The organism is Dactylosporangium sp. CA-233914 (assembly GCF_050942935.1).
Taxonomy (GTDB): Bacteria; Actinomycetota; Actinomycetes; order Mycobacteriales; family Micromonosporaceae; genus Dactylosporangium.
Window position 1 is genome coordinate 3,349,678 of the sequence record NZ_CP192030.1, and the last position, 17,562, is coordinate 3,367,239.

At 68.8% G+C, this 17,562-nt stretch carries 14 protein-coding genes; 7 read left to right on the top strand and 7 right to left on the bottom strand.

Annotated features, from left to right (window positions below):
• Positions 1-5: 5 nt before the first annotated feature.
• The 3 genes from ACQPY0_RS15485 to ACQPY0_RS15495 all read right to left on the bottom strand — a co-directional run bounded on the left by ACQPY0_RS15485 (position 6) and on the right by ACQPY0_RS15495 (position 3,616).
• Positions 6-1,793: a hypothetical protein gene (locus ACQPY0_RS15485; RefSeq protein ID WP_432989269.1), complete on the bottom strand. Its 1,788-nt coding sequence runs from the start codon at positions 1,791-1,793 to the stop codon at positions 6-8.
• Between the two features lie 141 nt (positions 1,794-1,934).
• Positions 1,935-3,020, bottom strand: coding sequence for a cellulose-binding domain-containing protein (locus ACQPY0_RS15490; protein ID WP_432989271.1), 1,086 nt, complete (start codon positions 3,018-3,020; stop codon positions 1,935-1,937).
• A 173-nt stretch (positions 3,021-3,193) separates the two neighbouring features.
• Positions 3,194-3,616 (bottom strand): M15 family metallopeptidase, encoded by a 423-nt coding sequence (locus ACQPY0_RS15495; RefSeq protein ID WP_432989273.1) that lies wholly within the window; start codon positions 3,614-3,616, stop codon positions 3,194-3,196.
• A 276-nt stretch (positions 3,617-3,892) separates the two neighbouring features.
• Here ACQPY0_RS15495 and ACQPY0_RS15500 point away from each other — a divergent pair, with 276 nt between their 5' ends.
• Entirely contained in the window at positions 3,893-4,588 is a 696-nt protein-coding gene (locus tag ACQPY0_RS15500) for a response regulator transcription factor (protein ID WP_432995253.1), read from the top strand.
• 10 nt (positions 4,589-4,598) lie between these two features.
• Entirely contained in the window at positions 4,599-5,681 is a 1,083-nt protein-coding gene (locus ACQPY0_RS15505; RefSeq protein WP_432989275.1) for a sensor histidine kinase, read from the top strand.
• A 533-nt stretch (positions 5,682-6,214) separates the two neighbouring features.
• Here ACQPY0_RS15505 and vanX read toward each other — a convergent pair.
• Genes vanX through vanH form a run of 3 tightly spaced genes read right to left on the bottom strand, consistent with a single transcriptional unit; the run spans position 6,215 to position 8,836 of the window.
• Positions 6,215-6,847, bottom strand: coding sequence for a D-Ala-D-Ala dipeptidase VanX (gene vanX, locus ACQPY0_RS15510; protein WP_432989277.1), 633 nt, complete (start codon positions 6,845-6,847; stop codon positions 6,215-6,217).
• Positions 6,844-7,884: a D-alanine--(R)-lactate ligase VanA-Sc gene (gene vanA-Sc, locus ACQPY0_RS15515; protein ID WP_432989279.1), complete on the bottom strand. Its 1,041-nt coding sequence runs from the start codon at positions 7,882-7,884 to the stop codon at positions 6,844-6,846. Before vanA-Sc ends, vanX begins: the two co-directional genes overlap by 4 nt.
• On the bottom strand, positions 7,877-8,836 hold the full coding sequence (vanH, locus tag ACQPY0_RS15520) for a D-lactate dehydrogenase VanH (RefSeq protein WP_432989281.1): 960 nt from the start codon (positions 8,834-8,836) through the stop codon (positions 7,877-7,879). Before vanH ends, vanA-Sc begins: the two co-directional genes overlap by 8 nt.
• Before the next feature lie 339 nt (positions 8,837-9,175).
• On the opposite strand from vanH, the gene ACQPY0_RS15525 reads away from it, so the two are divergent.
• Positions 9,176-10,519, top strand: coding sequence for a UDP-N-acetylmuramoyl-tripeptide--D-alanyl-D-alanine ligase (locus ACQPY0_RS15525; RefSeq protein ID WP_432989283.1), 1,344 nt, complete (start codon positions 9,176-9,178; stop codon positions 10,517-10,519).
• A 158-nt stretch (positions 10,520-10,677) separates the two neighbouring features.
• Here ACQPY0_RS15525 and ACQPY0_RS15530 read toward each other — a convergent pair whose 3' ends face one another.
• Positions 10,678-11,583: an oxidoreductase gene (locus ACQPY0_RS15530; RefSeq protein ID WP_432989285.1), complete on the bottom strand. Its 906-nt coding sequence runs from the start codon at positions 11,581-11,583 to the stop codon at positions 10,678-10,680.
• 154 nt (positions 11,584-11,737) lie between these two features.
• Between ACQPY0_RS15530 and ACQPY0_RS15535 the strand changes: the two genes are divergently transcribed.
• The 4 genes from ACQPY0_RS15535 to ACQPY0_RS15550 all read left to right on the top strand — a co-directional run bounded on the left by ACQPY0_RS15535 (position 11,738) and on the right by ACQPY0_RS15550 (position 17,520).
• Positions 11,738-12,613: a helix-turn-helix domain-containing protein gene (locus tag ACQPY0_RS15535; RefSeq protein WP_432989287.1), complete on the top strand. Its 876-nt coding sequence runs from the start codon at positions 11,738-11,740 to the stop codon at positions 12,611-12,613.
• A gap of 173 nt (positions 12,614-12,786) precedes the next feature.
• Positions 12,787-14,601, top strand: a complete 1,815-nt coding sequence (locus tag ACQPY0_RS15540) for a hypothetical protein (protein WP_432989289.1) — start codon at positions 12,787-12,789, stop codon at positions 14,599-14,601.
• Between the two features lie 167 nt (positions 14,602-14,768).
• On the top strand, positions 14,769-15,377 hold the full coding sequence (locus ACQPY0_RS15545; protein ID WP_432989291.1) for a TetR/AcrR family transcriptional regulator: 609 nt from the start codon (positions 14,769-14,771) through the stop codon (positions 15,375-15,377).
• A gap of 139 nt (positions 15,378-15,516) precedes the next feature.
• Complete coding sequence (locus tag ACQPY0_RS15550) at positions 15,517-17,520, top strand: DUF4118 domain-containing protein (protein WP_432989293.1); 2,004 nt, start codon at positions 15,517-15,519, stop codon at positions 17,518-17,520.
• The last annotated feature ends 42 nt before the right edge of the window (positions 17,521-17,562 follow it).

Genomic DNA, 17,562 nt, shown 5'->3' on the forward strand with positions numbered 1-17,562 from the left:
AACCCCTAATCCGGCTGGCCCCCGACCAGGTAGATCACGTATCCGTCGACGTGCAGAACCTGGTACGGCGTGCCCGCCTTGTCCAGTTTCGCGGCCACCACCGGAAGCCGGTAGGTGCCATCGCTCTTGTCGAGGAACGAGGTGCCCTTGCAGCTGTAGAACGGCAGGGAGCGGCACGGGTTGTCGGAGAACACGTACGCCGCCCGCGGGTCCGCCGTCGTGGCCGTCCAGTACTCGTAGTAGCGGTTGTGGGGCGCCATGTCGAGGGATTCGGTCAACGCCCCGCAGGTGATCCGCTCCTGCGTCCGGAAGGCGATCCGGCCGCAGGTCCAGTAGTCGGCATAGAAGTGCTTGACGTCGTGCGCGAGCAGGGTGTCGACGAGCACCGTGGTGCGCCGCCCGTCCGCCTGCGTACGCGGCACCTCGGTGAAGGCCAGCACCGTGCCGACGGCCAGCGCCGCCGTGTACGCCGCGAGGGCCGTTGCACAGCCCAGTTTTACGGCCCGCGCCAAGCTCGTCCGGCGCGCGGCGGTCGCGGCGATGCCCTCGCCGAAGGGGCGGAACACGGCCGGCAGCGCGACCACGAGGCCGATGAGGTAGCGGGCGTGGCTGCCGGGGGAGTCGACTGGGGCATCGCTGAACGCGAACAGGTAGAACGTGATCAGGGCGCCGGCCAGCATGGCCAGGTGCAGGCTCGCCGGCCGCGCGTCGCCGGCCACGGTGCGCCGCCGGCGCCAGGCCTGCCACACGGCCCAGACGGCCAGCAGGGTCGCGACGCCGAGGAGCAGCATGTAGCCGGTGCCCCAGCCGGCTCGAGCCAGCGAGCACGGCCGGGACCACGACGTGACCGGCCCGAGCGCAGGCACCTCGTCGGCCGGGCAGACCGGATTGCCGGTCATCATCGGCACGCTGACTCTCACCGCGTTCCACACGGCGTGCAGCTTGGCCGCAAGGTCCGCCGGCGGGTCGCCGCGCAGTGTGGAGAGCGTCGAAAGGGTGTCGGCGCCGGGCGCGGCGTGCAGGTTGAACCACAGCAGCGGGAACATCCCGATCACCAGGCCGGCGCCGGCGACCAGCGGGGCCGCGAGCTGGACGAACTCGCGCCGGCAGTGGATGAGCAGGACGACTCCGGACGTCAGCGCGAACGGGGCGACGAGCAGGTCGGCCCACAGGCCGGTGCCGGCCAGCACGCCCCACGCGGCGTAGCCGGCCAAGCGCCACCGGTGCTCGCGGAACACCCGGTACGGCTGGTAGGTGAGCACCAGCCGGGCGGCCAGCAGGAACAGCAGCGAGGAGATCAGCAGGGTCTCGCCGTAGCCGCCCATCGCGGTCAGCTCGCGGCTGAGCACGTAGGGCGAGCCCAGTGCCAGCATGGCCAGGGTGATCAGCGCCCACCGCGACCCGTACACGATCCGGGTGAACAGGTAGCTGCTGACCAGGAACAGCACGAAGAGCAGCACGAGGCCCAGGCGGAGCACGAACAGGGATGAACCGAACAGGCGGAAGAGGACCGCGCCCAGATACGCCTCGTGCGGCCCCATGTAGGTCTGGCCCGGAAAGAAGGTCGGCCACTCGCCATGGTAGCCGATACGCAATGCCATCAGGCCCAGGAAGCCCTCGTCGCTGTTGGTCTCCGGCCAGCCCACGGCGATCAGGACCAGCCGGATCAGGCCACCCAGCGCGACCAGTCCGGCCACGGCCAAGGCGTGCGCCCGGCGTCTGGTCGCCGTCCGGTCCGCCTCACCGGCGGCCGGTGACACCAGTGTGGGATCCCCGATGGTGTCGGTCTGCACGTCGCTGCTCCTCCAGGGTGAGAGTACCTGGCGGACCATACAGGTTCAGGCGGGGTGGGGGTGAGCCGAGACCGACCGCTCGGCCGGCGCGATCGTGGCCGCGGTCACCGGGCAACCCCGATGACCGCGGCCGGAGTCGGGTCAGGAGAGGAAGCTGCCGTACGGGCCGGCCAGGATCGCGTTCTTCTGGGCCTGGCTGAAGTGCGTGTTCGGGTAGCTGTAGAACGACGCCGACATCGGGGTGCCGTCCGTCGACGTCGAGTCGGGCAGGCCGAAGCCGTGACCGAGCTCGTGGACCATGCCGCCGTACCAGCGGTTCATCGCGCCGTTGATGCCGGCCGCGCCGTCTGCGTCGTGGCCGCTGAGGATGACCCAGCCGGGGCCACCGCCGCCGCCGGACTTGCCGGCCTCCTCGGCGCTGATCTCGCCGACGCACAGCCAGCGGCTGTCCTGGTTCGCGATGCCGAACCGGCGCGTCAGCTCAGCCTGCATGTTCTCGACCACGCACCAGTAGTGGTCGCTCGTGTTGCAGTTCGTGGTGATGTACCACTGGGTGTTGTGCTCGCCGTTGACCACCTCGACGACGGTGGTGTTCAGCGTGAACGTCTTGCCCAACTCCTGCTTGTAGTACCGCTGGGCCTCCCGCATCACGCTCGCGATGCCGTCGGGGTAGCGCTGGTCGAAGGCGACATCGGTCGGCTTGAGCCAGAAGACCCGCACGGTCTTCAGCGCCGGGCCGGTGGACCCGGTGCTGCTCGGGGTCGGCGACGGCGTGGCGGACCGGGTGGGCGACGCGCTCGTGGTGGGGTTGACAGTACCCGTACAGGCCACGTTGTTGAGCCGGAAGGCGGTCGGCACCGCGTTGGTGCCGTTCCAGGCGCCGTTGAAGCCGAAGGACGTGCTCGCGCCCGTGGCCAGGACGCCGTTGTACGACACGTTCGTGGCCGACACGGACGCGCCGCTCTGCACCACCGCGGCGTTCCAGGCCTGGGTGACGGTCTGGCCGTTGGCGAAGCTCCAGGTCAGCGTCCAGCCGTTGACCTGGTCGCCGAGGTTGGTGATCGCCACGCTGGCGCCGAAGCCGTTCTGCCACTGCGAGCTGATCGTGTACGACACCCGGCAGCCGGCGGTGGCGGCACTGGCCATCGTGGCGACGGCCAGCCCGCCGGCGGCGAGGCTGGCGGTGGCGGCGACCGCCACGAGGCTGCGGATCTGATGACGGCGCAACGCTCATCTCCTTCCATTCGTGCATGCGGATAAGTCACTGTGTTTGCCGAAAACCTTTTCGGCAAGGTGGACGCGACAATCCGAAAACATGACGAGCGCGAACCGCGAAAGTTTCAAACCGCGTGGTTGACGGCTCCCAGGCCCCGGACCTGTGGGGCAGCCGGAAGCACCGGTCAGTGCCGCATCCTCGGATCGTGCGTGGGGTCGGCATACATGGGAGGGCAACCACGATCGATCGCCTGGTGCCGCAGTTCATAGTGCCAGGGTTCGTTGCGGAAGATCTGGCACAGTCCGTACTTGGCGCCGTGTCCGGACAGCCACGCCGTGGCATCGAAGGACCCGATGTCGACCGCGTCCCCGGACACATGAGGAGACGTGTCCGCAGTGGCGACCCATCGGGCAGCTTTCTCTTCCGAGCCGTACTTCGAGACCGCCTCGCGAAGAAGCTGATGCTGGTACTGCGGGGAACGCCAGCCGCTGTTGACGTTGAACTCGATGCCGTCGGCGGCGGCACCCGTCGCCGCTTCGCGCAGGGCTCGGAGGAGATCGGGGTCGAGGTTGGCTACGCCGGGATACCGGTCGTCAAAGACGGTCACGCCGTCGGGGAGGGCACCGTCAGCCTCGGTAGTCGTACCACCGTGGTCGCCGCGGAACGAGGGCGCCGATGACGATGCCGACTGGTAGACGAGGGCTCCGATGATCGCAGCCGTGACGACGACGAGGCCGGCGGTAGTAGGCCCGAAACGCCTGCGGGCCGTTGCTCGTGCTGATGCGGTTTGACACATGCTGCCAGTCAAGGCAGCGTGGTGTTGTCAGCCCGGATGTGGTTTTCGGTATGCCGACGATATGCGCCGGTTCGTAGCATCGAGAGCATGCGTGTATTGGTCGTCGAGGACGAACCCTACATGGCCGAGGCCATCCGTGATGGCCTGCGCCTGGAAGCGATCGCGGCCGACATCGCCGGTGACGGCGACACCGCTCTGGAGCTGTTGAGCATCAACGCCTACGACATCGCCGTCCTCGACCGCGACATTCCCGGGCCCTCCGGTGACGAGATCGCCGAAAGCATCGTCGCCTCCGGCAGCGGCATACCGATCCTGATGCTCACTGCTGCCGACCGGCTCGACGACAAGGTTTCCGGGTTCGAGCTCGGCGCCGATGACTACCTCACGAAGCCGTTCGAACTCCGGGAACTCGTGCTCCGTCTCAGAGCGCTCGACCGCAGGCGCGCCCACAACAGGCCGCCGGTGCGAGAGATCGCGGGTTTGCGTCTGGATCCGTTCCGCCGCGAGGTCTACCGCGACGGCCGCTACGTCGCGCTCACCCGCAAGCAGTTCGCCGTGCTCGAAGTTCTCGTCGCTGCCGAAGGCGGTGTCGTCAGCGCCGAAGCGCTGCTGCAACGGGCGTGGGATGAGAACGCGGACCCGTTCACCAACGCCGTGCGCATCACCGTCTCGGCGCTGCGCAAACGGCTCGGCGAACCCTGGATCATCGCCACCGTGGCCGGCGTCGGCTACCGCATCGACACCGCACCTGGCACCGGACGTGAGGGCGGGGACCGTGGATAGAGCCCCTGGTTTGAGTGTTCGCCTCAAACTGACCCTCAGCTACGCCGGCTTCCTCATGCTCGCAGGTGCCTTGCTGCTCGCGGTCGTGTGGGTGTTCCTCCTGCGATACGTGCCCGACGTACAACCACAGCCCCGCGGCCCTAGCCTCTACCCTGCGAATCCCAGCCGCTACGACCTCTGGCGCGCTTTCGCTCCGCGGGCAGCCCAAGCGTCGGCGTTCCTGCTGGTGTTCGGTCTCCTGGGAGGGTGGCTTCTCGCCGGCCGGATGCTCGCCCCGCTGACTCGCATCACGGAGGCCACACGCATGGCCGCGGACGGATCGCTGTCCCACCGAATCTGGCTACCGGGCCGAAGCGATGAGTTCCGCGAACTCGCCGACGCCTTCGACGCCATGCTCGCACGGCTCGAAGCACACGTTGCCGAACAGCAGAGATTCGCAGCCAACGCCTCCCACGAACTGCGCACTCCCCTGGCGATCACACAGACACTTCTCGACGTGGCGCGCAACGATCCGGCCCGCGACACCGGCGAACTCGTCGACATCCTCTACGCCGTCAACACCCGAGCGATCAACCTCACCGAAGCACTGCTCCTGCTCAGCCGCGCCGACCAACGGTCCTTCACCCGAGAACACGTCGACCTGTCCCTCATAGCGGAAGAAGCCACCGAAACACTCCTTCCCCTCGCGGAAAAGCGCGGCCTCACCATCGAAACCTCCGGCGACATCACCCCCACCATCGGCTCACACACGCTCCTGCTGCAGATGACCACGAACCTTGTGCACAACGCGATCGTCCACAACCTGCCCGAACAGGGCACCGTGTGGGTCACGACCAGCGTTCACCTCAACACTGTGGAGCTCACTGTCGAGAACACCGGCGAGAAGCTCACTCCACAGTTGGTTTCCACGCTTGTCGAACCGTTTCAGCGCGGCACCCAACGCATACGCACCGACCACGCAGGTGTCGGCCTCGGCCTGGCGATCGTCAACAGCATCACCCAAGCACACGACGGAACCCTCACCCTCACCCCCCGAGCCGCTGGAGGGCTCCGCGTCACAGTGCGTTTACCGGCCGCGCCACCGGGCAGATGACGATCAGCGGAATTGCCACCTGGCTGTGCCCGACACCGCGGCGTTGATCGCCCGGGCCTGGGGCCGGAGGTTGAACCGCTACCGGGCGGCGGCGCGCAGCGCGGGTCGGTCAAGCCCGATGATCGCCGGCCGCAGCGGGATCCCGATGGCGCCGGCGTGAGCCATTCGGCCACTCGGCGCGGCGGTCAAAACGTGCGTCGTCATCCGGTTGGACACTCCGGGCCGGGCGTCCGCCTCGCGATCGACAGGCCCTGCCGGCGGAGCGGACGACGAGGCAGGCCGGCGCCGTAGCCACCACGATCTCGGCCCGCACGCGGTCGAGCACCGCCCCGGCTGCCTGCGCCGAGTCGCGCTGCCTGCGCCGAGCCCCTGCAGCAGATCTCCGCTGCGGGACCCGGCTGGCGCAGCGCGTCGGCGAAGTTCGTCGTGGGCTCGATGTGCCCGGCCGAATGGCCGACGGCGACAACGGCGCGCGGCGCCGTCACGCCTGCCTCCCTTGTGGTCGTCGCCATCGTTATAGACCATCGGTACTTTCAAAAAGTTCTGGCAGCCTCCTTGGCTGTGATGGGGAAGTCGAAATAGGTGTCTGGATAAGGCTCGTCTTTCAGTGTGTAGTGCCACCACTCGCAGTCGTACCGACTAAAGCCGCAGGCCTCCATGATGGAACAAAGGTGCTGACGGTTTCTCGCTTCGACCGGGTTGATTCCTTTCGCTCCGTGATGCGAGATCGAATCCATCAGATCGTGGTCACCGCCCATGGGGGCGAGCTCACCGGTGGCCAAGTTGTAGAGCGTCAGGTCAACTGTGCTGCCCCGGCTGTGGCCAGACTTGGCGGCCACATATCCCTGCTCAAACATCTGGGCTCTGTCAATGTTCGGATAGTGCCGCAGCTTCGTCCGGCCGTCCTCCGGCTGCTTTGACCAACGCAGGAAGCAGTCTACGGCGCGCTGAGGGCGATAACCGTCCCAAAGAAGCAGGCCGAAGCCGAGGGACTCGGCCTTTCTTCGCGCTTTTTTCAGGGCCGCGCACAGGTCCGTCGTGCCGACAATTCGATTTGCCAGGTATCCGTCCACCGGTTTGCCGGTGAAGTTGTTCCAGGTGGCGTACTTGGCATCCCAGCGGATTCCGGATACAAACTCGTCCACAAAGACGAAGTCTTCTTTCATCGGCGTTGTCCTGCCAATGCCAGCGACACCATCCGGTCGATCACTTCGGCAAGCGGCAGTCCGGCGGCCGCCATCATTCTCGGATAGCGGCTGTATGAGGTCATGCCCGGCAGTGTGTTAACCTCGTTGAGGACTACTTTCCCATCCTCCTTGAGGAACATGTCCACTCGCGACAGTCCCCGGCATCCCAGGGCGCGATATATGTCCTTTGCGGTCTCTTGAACGAGTGAGCGCAACTCTGCCGGAATGTCGGCGGGAACGATGGGCGTCGAGTTTTCGGAGCCGGTTTCGGGTTCGTTCTCCTGATGGATTCTGAAAAAGCCATGGGACAGAGCGATTCGATCTACCTCGCCGGCGATCAGATCCGAGTCGTTCCCCAGGATGGCGCAACCGACCTCGCTGCCGACGACAGCCTCTTCGATCAGCACCTTCGAGTCATACTGTCGTGCGGTTTTCACCGCACTCAGCAGTTCCTCTTCTCGGGATACCTTGCTGACGCCGAACGACGACCCCGAACGGGCCGGCTTCACAAAGACGGGATAGGTGAGCCGGTCGGGATCGACGTTCTCGTTCGCCGTGACGGTCCAGAAATTCGGCGTGGCGATTCCCGCGCTTCTGGCGACGATGTAGGCAAGGGATTTGTCCATACACAGTGCAGAACTTTGGACGTCGCAGCCGACGTAGGGGATGCCGGAGAGCTCCAACAGGCCTTGCATCGCACCGTCCTCGCCCAGTTTGCCGTGCAGGACGGGCAGTACCAGGTCCAGACTGATCGTTTCGTATTGTCCCTGCTGCAGGACAAGCAATCCGTGGACGCTGCTGTCCGGTGACAGCACGGCCGGACGGCAACTGCCGTTTTCCCAGTTCGCGTCGGGGCCGTCACAGAGCTTCCAGGCGCCGCTCTTCGTAATCCCGACATAGAACGGTTCGTACTTATCGGTATCGAGGTGTTTTGCGACCTCTTGCGCCGATTTGACGGAGATGGGATGTTCTTCGGACGAACCCCCGAAGATGATTCCGACCTTCAACCTATCCATGCTGCTTCCCGCTTTCAAATCTCAGGCAATTGATGAGGCTGTTCTCAACGGTGTCGCTCAGGGCGTGGTCCGTGTAATAGGCCGTGTGCGGGCTGATGATCACATTCGGGAGCTGTTGCAGCCGCAGCAGCGGTTTGCTTTCGATGGGCTTGTTTCTGCAGTCGGCGTAGAATATTCCTTCCTCTCCTTCGAGGACGTCCAGCGCCGCACCGCCCAATCTGCCGCTTTCCAGCGCTGAAACAAGGGCCTCGGTGTCAAGAAGTGAACCGCGTCCAGTATTGACAATGAACGCGCCGTGCTTCATCTGCTCGATACGTCGAGGATTCAAGAGATGGTGTGTATCCGCGTTCAGCGGTGCGTGGAGCGTCACAATGTCGCTCTGCTGTAACAGTTCATCGAGAGAAACGTAATCGGCGAGGGTGTCGGGGCGGTTGTCATAGGCCAATATTCGGCAGCCGAAACCTCGCAGTCGATCCATGACCGCTGCACCGATGCGTCCTGTTCCAATTACCCCGATCGTCAGGTCGCGCAGTTCTTTCCCGCGTACCTCATGTAGCCGGTAGTCATAAATATCTGCACGACGGATGACGGACTTGGCATTGCGTACCGCCATCAACATCAGCATTAGCGTGTAGTCAGCCACGCTGTCGGGCGAATAGGCGATATTCCCAACGGAGATGCCGACGCTCTCCGCGTACTTTACATCGATATGGTTGCATCCGACGCTTCTGGTGGAGATATACCTTACGCCGGCTTGGCCAAGTGCGAGAAGGGTGGGGTTCAGGATTTCGGTCTTGTGGCCGACGCTGATGCATCGGTTTCCGGATGCCAGTTCAATGTTGGCTTCAGATACCGCTGCCGCGGTGATGGTTGGCATGACGCCGAAGCGAGGTGCCATCTCTCGGAACAAGACGGCCTCGTCCGGCCCGCATCCATAAATCGTGATTCCCATTGTTGGGACGGCCGAGGAGACCGCGGACACCGGCGATCGGGTGCGGCGGACCGCTGTTCGTGCTGGTTCGCGATGGCTCATGCCTCCAGCCAAGGCGGGGCGGTGTTGCCGGCCCGTATGTGGTTTTTGATACGCCGACGATAGGTTTCCGGCCGGTAGCATATCGTCGGCATATCGGAAGCCACATACGCGCCGGCAACATCACGCTTTCTTGACTGGAGGCGTGACCCACAGCGAACCAGCCTCCGCCAACGTCTACCGCCTCGGCCTGCTCCCGCTCGCCGTCGTCTCGATGGGCCGGCTGTCGCCGCGCATCGCCGGCCCCCGCGCCGTTCGGGCATGAAACCGCTCAGCCTCGACGAGATCGCCGCGGTCGTCGGCGGGACGGCCGCGGGCGACGGCGCCGTGACAGTGACCGCGCCGGCCGTGCTCGACAGCCGGCAGGCCGAGCCCGGCGGTCTCTTCGTTGCCTTCGACGGCGAGCACGTCGACGGTCACGACTACGCCGTTCAGGCCGGCCGGGCCGGCGCGGTCGCCGTGCTCGGCTCCCGGGCCACGCCGCTGCCCACCGTCGTCGTCGAGGATGCCCAGGCCGCACTGCAGGCGCTCGCCGCCCACGTCGTGGCCCGGCTGCGCGACGGGCTGACCGTCGCCGGGCTGACCGGCTCCCAGGGCAAGACCAGCACCAAGGACCTGCTGGCGGCGGTACTGTCGAGCGCCGCGCCGACGATCGCCACGATCGGCTCGCTCAACAACGAGCTCGGGGTGCCGCTCACCATGCTGCGCGCCGACGCGGCCACCCGGTTCCTCGTCCTGGAGATGGGAGCCCGCCACATCGGCGACATCGCCGAGCTCGCCAGCCTGGTGCCGCCCGACATCGCCGTCGTCCTCAACGTCGGCCAGGCCCACCTCGGCAGGTTCGGGTCGCGCGAGGCCATCGCCAAGGCCAAGGGCGAGCTGGTGCAGGGGCTGGCGCCCGGCGGCACCGCCGTCCTCAACGCCGACGACCCCCGCGTGGACGCGATGCGCTCGCTCACCGACGGCCCGGTGCTGACCTTCGGCCGGGCCGAGCACGCCGACGTACGGGTGCTCGACCTGGCGCTGGACCGGCTCGGCCGGCCGTCCTTCACGCTGCGGACCGCCGACGCCGCGGCTCCCGTCGCGCTGCCGCTCGTCGGCGCCCACCAGGCGCTCAACGCGTCGGCTGCCGCGGCGGCGGGGATGGCGGCCGGCGTACCGCTCGACGTCGCCGCGGCGGCGCTGGCCACCGCCTCGCTGTCGAAGTGGCGCCTGGAACTGCGCGACCTCGCCGGCGGCGCGACGCTGCTCAACGACTCCTTCAACGCCAACCCCGACTCGACCCGCGCCGCCCTGGACGCGCTGGCGGCGATCGAGGGCGGGCGCCGCATCGCCGTCCTCGGCGAGATGCTTGAACTCGGCGACGACAGCGAGGCCGAGCATCGCGCCGTCGGGGAGTACGCCTCCTCCCGGGCCGACGTTGTGGTCGCGGTCGGCGAGGCCGTCCGGCCGCTCGCCGTCGGCGCGGGAGCGCGGGCAGTGGCCGTGGCCGACAACGGCGCGGCCGTCGACTGGCTGCGCGGCCACCTCGCCGCCGGCGATGTGGTGCTCGTCAAGGCCTCCCGCGGGGCGCGCCTCGACGAGGTCGCCGCCGCGCTCGCATAGTTCGGCGGGGCGAGTCAGAAGATCCAGGCTCATCGGGGTCGAAGGCCCGGTGGACCAACGGCCGCAGCGGCAGGTCCCACTCGCCGACGTACTTGCACCACCTGACCGCGGCATGTCGACGGACGGCTGGTCGCGAGCCAGCTACCTCTGACCGCTGGTCAGAGGTAGCTGGCGCCGGTCAGTTCCTCGGCCGCGGCCCAGAGTCGCTTGCCGACGGCCGGATCGGCCGCCTCCCGGCTGAGCCGGGCCTCGGTGACCCGGCCCCGCGTCTCCCAGAGGCGGGACGGGCCGAAGAACTGGCCGCCTCGTACGCCAGGCTCGGTCGCGGCGCGCAACTGCGGCAGCGCGCCCTGCTCCACCGACTGGGTGGCCAGCAGACCGAGCCGCGCGATCGCCTGCCCGAACCGGCCACGGTGCTCCCAGGCCCGCGGAGTCAGGTTGGTGCGGGTCAGACCGGGGTGGGCGAGCACGCTGACGATCGGCGACCCGGCGGCGCGCAGGCGGCGGTCCAGCTCGACGCCGAAGATCGTGGTGGCGAGCTTGGACCGGCCGTAGGCGGTAGAGGCCTGGTAGTCACGCTCGAACATCAGGTCGTCGAAGTCGAGGTGCGCGTTCTTGTGGGTGATCGAGCTGAGACTGACCACCCGGGATTCCCTCGCCGCGGCCAGCTTGCCGAGCAGCAGGCCGGTCAGCGCGAAGTGGCCCAGCATGTTGGTGGCGAGCTGCAGCTCGAAGCCGTCGGCGGAGGTCCGGCGCGGACCGAGCAACACCACGCCGGCGTTGTTGACCAGCAGGTCGATCGCCGGGTGGTCGGCGGCCAGCTTCGTGGCGAATGCGCGTACTGAATCGAGGGAGGCCAGGTCCAGCTCGCGCACCTCGACGTCGCCGCCGATCCGGCGGGCTGCCGCCGCGCCGGCCGCGGTGTTGCGCACGGCAAGCACGACGTGGGCGCCGTGGCGGGCCAGCTCGGTGGCGGTGACCAGGCCGAGGCCCGAGTTCGAGCCGGTCACCACGGCGATCCGGCCGTGCTGGTCGGGGATGCGGTCGGCGGTCCATCCGGTCATCTGCTGCTCCTGGGAGTACCTTGTGCTGCTTCTGGGCATATCCGTGCGGTAGACCCACGACGCTAGGAGCAACGGGAGCCGGTTCGGTCGTTCCCGGTTGCCCTAGGTCTGCGGGACCTACCTTGGTTGCCCAGCGAGGCGGCACACTCGTGACATGAGCCATCCGTACGCGCGTGAGCTCGGAGATTTCCTGCGCGCCCGGCGCAACAGGCTGCGCCCGCGCGACGTCGGCTTGGAGCCGGGCAGCCGGCGCAAGGTCGCCGGGCTGCGGCGCGAGGAGCTGGCCCTGCTGGCCGGGCTGAGCACCGACTACTACCAGCGCATGGAGCAGGGACGGGAAGTACGCCCGTCCGACGACGTTCTGGATGCGCTCGCCGCCGCGCTCGGCCTCGACGACGAGGAACGCCGGCACCTGTTCACTCTGGCCCACGCCGCCCGCCGGCCGATGCCCGCCCGAGTGGATCACGGGCCGGAAAGGGTGCCGGACAGCACGCGGCGGCTGCTGCGGGTGATGGACACCCCGGCGGTCGTGCTCGGCCGGCACCTCGACGTGCTCGCCTGGAACGCGATGGCGCGGGCGCTGCTGGGCGACCCGGACACCTATCCGCCCCACCGGCTCAACATGCTCCTGCTGCTGTTCGACAACACGCTGAACGGCAAGCGGAGCTGCCCGGACTGGGAGCGGCAGGCCCTGGACTACATGGGCATGCTGCGGGCCGCCGTCGCCACCGACCCCACCCATCCGCGCGCCATCGCGATCGTCGGTGAGCTGAGCATCCGCAGCGCCGACTTCCGGAGGCTGTGGGCCCGGCACGACGTACGCGCGTCGGTCAGCGGCACCAAGACCTTCCGGGTCCGGGAGGTCGGAGACATCGTTCTGGACTGGGACACCTATCCGTTGCCGGGCAATCCCGGCCCGGTCATGCTGGTCTTCACCGCCGAGCCGGACAGCGCCGACGCGGACCGGCTGCAACTCCTGGCGTCGTTGCACGCGACCCGTTCAGCGCTCGCCGACGAGCACTCCTCGTAGCGTCGCGGTGCCGAGCCACCGATGCGTGCGGCTGCGGACGAGCGGTCCGACCGGGTGTGGACACCACGGGTGATCGGTCGGGTGTGGTCGACAGTCACGGCGGTACGCCGGCATGGTGGCCGCCAATGGGGGGAGGACGGCACCGACGCAGGACGACAGGTACGGGGAGGGCCATGGTGCTGCTGGGCCTGCGGATGCCTGCTCCGGTCTCCGGTGCGGTCGGCTTGGTCACCGGGGTGGCGGGCCGGCTGACCGGCGGGGGCCGTGATGTGTGGGCGCGCCCTGGCCGGCTGCATATCGAGACGCATGGGGTGCACGGGGTGGACGGTGCACGGGTGGCTCGCCGGGTGGAGCGGGTGTTGGAGCGGCATCCGGGGGTGGTGTGGGCGAGGGTGAACGCGCCGGCGTGCCGGGTGGTGGTCGAGGTGGCCGATCCGCCGCCGCCGCGCCGGGAGTTGGTGGCGCTGGTGACGCGCGCCGAGTCCACCCCGACGAGCGTGGACGAGGAGATCGCCGAGGAGGAGCTGCGGCACCCTGCCGAGGGTCCGCAGCGTACCGGTGTGTTGGCGAACCTGGTGGTCGATGCGGTCGCGTTGGGGCTGGCCGGCCTCACTCAGGTGGCCCCGTGGGCGCCGCTGCCCGCCGAGTTGGCGGGCCTCGTGTCCGCCGTTGAGCTGCATCCCCGGTTACGGGAGTTCGCCGCCAGGCGGCTGCATGGGCAGGAGCGGGCGGAGTCGTTGGTTTCCATGGCCGCCGGGTTGGCACAGGCCCTCGCGGCCGGTGGGTCGGGCGTGGTGGTGGACGTCGCCGAGCGCGTCGGCCGGTGGCGGGAGGCCCGCGCGGATCAGCAGTCGTGGCGTGCGGCGGAGCCGCGGCTCATCAGCGGTCCGGAGGATGCCGGGGCCGACCCGGTGGTGGTCGAGCGCCCGCGCCCGCTGCCGGACGGTCCGGTGGAGCGCTACCAGCGACGGGCACTGGCCGTCGGGGCGGCCGTAGTGGCGGCGGCTGCGCCGCTGGTCGGGCTGCGGCGCGCGGCGGCGGTGGGGCTCGCGACGCTGCCCAAGGCGGCCGAGGCGGGTCGTGCGGCGTTCGCGTCGCACCTCGGGCTGATGCTGGCCCGCAGCGGTGCGTTGGTGATGGATCGGGCGGTGCTGCGCCGCCTGGACCGGCTGGACACGCTGGTGCTGGACGGCGCTGCGTTGCGCTCGGGTCGCTGGGCGCTGACCGACCTGGTTCCGCTCGCCGGTGCCGACACCGACGAGGTGGCCGAGCACGGCTTCGCGCTGTTCGCGGCCGAGAACCCGTGGGATGTACGGGAGGCCGGCGAGTGGACGCTGGCCCCGGTCGACAAGCTGGAACTGCGCGGACGCACAGGGGTCCGGCAGCGGCGAGGGCTGGCTGACACCGGCGCCGAAGTGGTGTTGGGTCTGGCCCGCCGGAGTCGCTTGGAGGCGGTGCTGGCCGTCGAGGCGGACATCGCACCCCGGCTCGACCCGGTCATCGGCGCGGCCCGCCGCGCCGGGCTCCGGATATTGCTGGCCACGGACGAACAGCGGCCGCGGGCCGACTACGCCGACGCCCTGGTGGAGCGCGGCGGGAGCCTGGCAGGCGTGGTGCGCGACATCCAGGCCGCCGGCGGGGTGGTCATGCTGCTGTCCGGCGACCGGCGGGCGTTGGCCGCGGCGGACTGCGGGCTCGGCGTCCACACCGGCGGTTCACCGCCGCCGTGGGGCGCGCACGTGCTGATCGGAACCGAGCTGGGCCCGGCGGCGCTGCTCGTGGAGGCGGTGGTGGCGGCTCGCCGCGTGGACCGGGACTGCATCGTCCTGGCGCGGGCGGCCACCGGCATCGGCGCGCTCGCCGCGCTGGTAGGTGGGGCCACGCGGCCTGCCGCCCGCAGCCTCGGTGTCGTCAACGTCGGCGCGGCACTGGGGTTCGCCGATGGCGCCTGGCGTGCTCACCGATCCTGGCCGGCGGGCCGCCGCTGACTGCCGAGTTGTACCCGACGCCTGTGCGATTCGCCTGATGGCGTGGTTGGTCGCGAGCTGGCTCTCCACGCCCTGCGGGCTGGGTTGCGGTCAGCCTTGAGCGGATCAACTTTCCGATTGAAGGAGGCTGGAACCGGATTGTCAATCCGGTTCGGTAGACTGGCGCCGTGACCGCGACGCTTCGGGCCGACGCCGCCCGCAACCGTGACCGGTTGCTGGCCACGGCCCGCCTGATGGTGGCCGCGGGCGATCTGTCGCTGCAGCTCAACGACGTCGCTCGCCGGGCCGGGGTGGGCGTCGGCACGGTCTACCGGCACTTCCCGGCCCGCCGGGCCCTCGTCGAGGCCCTCGCCGCGGGCGCCTTCACCGCCCTGCTCGACGACGCGCGTGCCGCGAGCCGGCACGACGACGCCTGGGCCGGCGTCGAGCTGCTACTGCGGGCGCTGCTCACCCAGCAACTGGCCGAGCCGACCTTCGCCGAGGTCATCTCCACCGGGCCGGACCTGGACGCCAGCCCGGGCACCACCGCTCATCGCGACGAGTTCGAGCAACTGGCCCGGACCGTGCTCGGGCGCGCCAGGCACGGTGGGCTGCTGCGACCCGATCTCACCGACGAGGACCTGCGCCACCTGGTCTGCGGCACGGTCTTCGCACTGCGCATCGGCGACGAGCCGGGCGGGCGGGTCGACCGCTACCTGCAGGTGCTCCTCGACGGCATCCGTGCCACGACACCGGCGCGGCCGGTAGCCGCAGCTGCCCGGGCGGATCCCAGGTGACGTTCAGGCGACACTGAACTACACCGGCGGGCCGGCCGATGCGGTGGAAGCGCGGCCCCGGGGGCCGGTCGGCGTCCATAGTGGACGCTCGGCGATCCCGGCGCTCAACCGTCATCCGCACCCACCTGCAGGACGCGCCGTGATCCCGCGCGTCCGCGGGTCCACCTGCGATTTCGTCACGAACCGCGGCGCCGCTTGCGGGCTACCATTAGGTGGTCGACGTGATGGCCACGCCTGCCCAGCAGCCCGGTCATCGCCTGGATGCAGCCGTCGCGTTGTGTTGCAAGGGTGGAGGGCGTCGCTGATGCGGGCGCGTCTGACGACATTGTTGCTTCGTCCGAAGCCGCCACCCCTCGCGCTCGGGTTTCTGCTCGCCGTGGTGCTCATCGCCGCGGAGACCGCCGTGATGTTCCCCTTCCGGGACCTTCACGAAGGCGTGCGAAGCGTCGTCTATCTGTGCGGCGTCCTGGTCGTGGCAATCGTGTGGGGCGCCAAACTGGCCGTGGTGACCTCGGTGGCCAGCGCCGCCGCCCTCAACTCTTTCTACGCTCCTCCCTACCGGGATTTCAGCCACACCGCACCGCGGGACCTGCAGATCGTCGTGGTATTCATCGCGGCCGGGCTCCTGGCCAGCTTCCTGGCAGACCTGTCCCGATTCCACGCCGCCGAGGCATCGCAACGACGTCAGGAGGCCGACCTCGTCGCCGACCTCGCGCGCCAGATGCTGCACGCCGGCGATCTGCGTTCGGTCCTCGGTCCGGCAGCACAGCGAATAGCCGGGGTGTTCGCGCTACCGTTCGTAGCCATCGAGCTCGGGGCAGTTGCCGGCGACGAGCGGCGGGCTGCGGTGGCGTTGTGGGATGGTGCGGCCCGCCTGGGCACCCTGCTGGTCCCGGCCGAGCTGCCCGCACGGACGCTTGAGCGCCTGCGGCAACGGGTCGTACCGCCGCTGGAGTCGCTGCTGAGTGCGGCATGCGACCGGACCAACGCGCTGCAGGCAAGTCGCGAAGAGGCCGGCCGGCTGATGGCGGAGCAGGCCGCGTTGCGGCGGGTGGCAACCCTGGTCGCACACGGAGCCGCGCCGACCGAGGTGTTCGACGCCGTCACCGCGGAGCTGTGCAGGATCTGCGGACCCCAGAACACCGGCCTCGTCTGCTACGAGCCGGACGGCACCGGCACGCTCGTCTCGGGCCGAAACGAGCCCGGCATCCCCGAGACGCCGGCCGGGACGTGCATCCAGCTTGAAGGAGACTGCCTGTCCGGGATCATCAAGCGCACGGGCCGCTCGGCTCGCACGACATACGACCCCGCGGTCGGCCCCACCGCCGAGATGCTGCGCGATCTGGGCATCCGCTCGGGGATCGGCGTACCGGTGATCGTCGAAGGCCGTCTCTGGGGCGCGGCCGTCGTCACGACCACGTCGCCCACGCCGATACCGGCCGCCACCGAGGCACGCCTGGTCGAGTTCATCGAGCTGTTGGCCACCGCGATCGCCAATGCCCACAGCCGTACGCAGCTCACCGCCTCCCGCGCCCGTATCGTCACCGCCGCGGACAACACCCGGCGCCAGCTCGAACGCGACCTGCACGACGGCACCCAGCAACGTCTCATCTCGCTGGCCCTCCAACTGCGCACCGTGGAAGCGTCGATCCCACCCAGCCAGGACACCGTCAAGGAGGAACTGTCATCAGCCGTGAACGGCCTCATCGGCGTCTGCGAGGACCTGCGGGAGCTGTCCCGGGGAATCCATCCCGCGATTCTGTCCAAGGGCGGGCTGAGCACGGCGCTCAAGACGCTTGCCCGCCGCAGCACGGTTCCGGTCGAACTCACGGTGGACATCGACCGGCGACTGCCCGAACGAGTCGAGGTCACCGCGTACTACATCGTCTCCGAGGCACTCACCAACGCCGCCAAACACGCCCAGGCCACCCTGGTGTACGTCGATGCTGAAGCCGGTGACACAACCCTCGGGCTCACGATCCGCGACAACGGCGTCGGCGGAGCCAGCACCAGCAAAGGGTCAGGACTGATCGGCCTGCAAGACCGCACCGAGGCACTCCGCGGCAAAATGGAGATCACCAGCCCGCCCGGCGGTGGCACGACACTCCTGTTCAGCGTTCCGCTCAATGGAGGTGCTCCCTGAGGAGCGAGGAGGCCGAAGTACTTGACTGCTCGCACAACGCGG

What these genes read in the sequence shown, in the direction of transcription:
- ACQPY0_RS15525 (WP_432989283.1), top strand. Translation starts at nt 9,176, where the DNA reads ATGAAACCGCTCAGCCTCGACGAGATCGCCGCGGTCGTCGGCGGGACG.
- ACQPY0_RS15540 (WP_432989289.1), top strand. Translation starts at nt 12,787, where the DNA reads ATGGTGCTGCTGGGCCTGCGGATGCCTGCTCCGGTCTCCGGTGCGGTC.
- vanA-Sc (WP_432989279.1), bottom strand. Translation starts at nt 7,884, where the DNA reads ATGGATAGGTTGAAGGTCGGAATCATCTTCGGGGGTTCGTCCGAAGAA.
- vanX (WP_432989277.1), bottom strand. Translation starts at nt 6,847, where the DNA reads ATGAAAGAAGACTTCGTCTTTGTGGACGAGTTTGTATCCGGAATCCGC.
- ACQPY0_RS15530 (WP_432989285.1), bottom strand. Translation starts at nt 11,583, where the DNA reads ATGACCGGATGGACCGCCGACCGCATCCCCGACCAGCACGGCCGGATC.
- vanH (WP_432989281.1), bottom strand. Translation starts at nt 8,836, where the DNA reads ATGGGAATCACGATTTATGGATGCGGGCCGGACGAGGCCGTCTTGTTC.
- ACQPY0_RS15500 (WP_432995253.1), top strand. Translation starts at nt 3,893, where the DNA reads ATGCGTGTATTGGTCGTCGAGGACGAACCCTACATGGCCGAGGCCATC.
- ACQPY0_RS15535 (WP_432989287.1), top strand. Translation starts at nt 11,738, where the DNA reads ATGAGCCATCCGTACGCGCGTGAGCTCGGAGATTTCCTGCGCGCCCGG.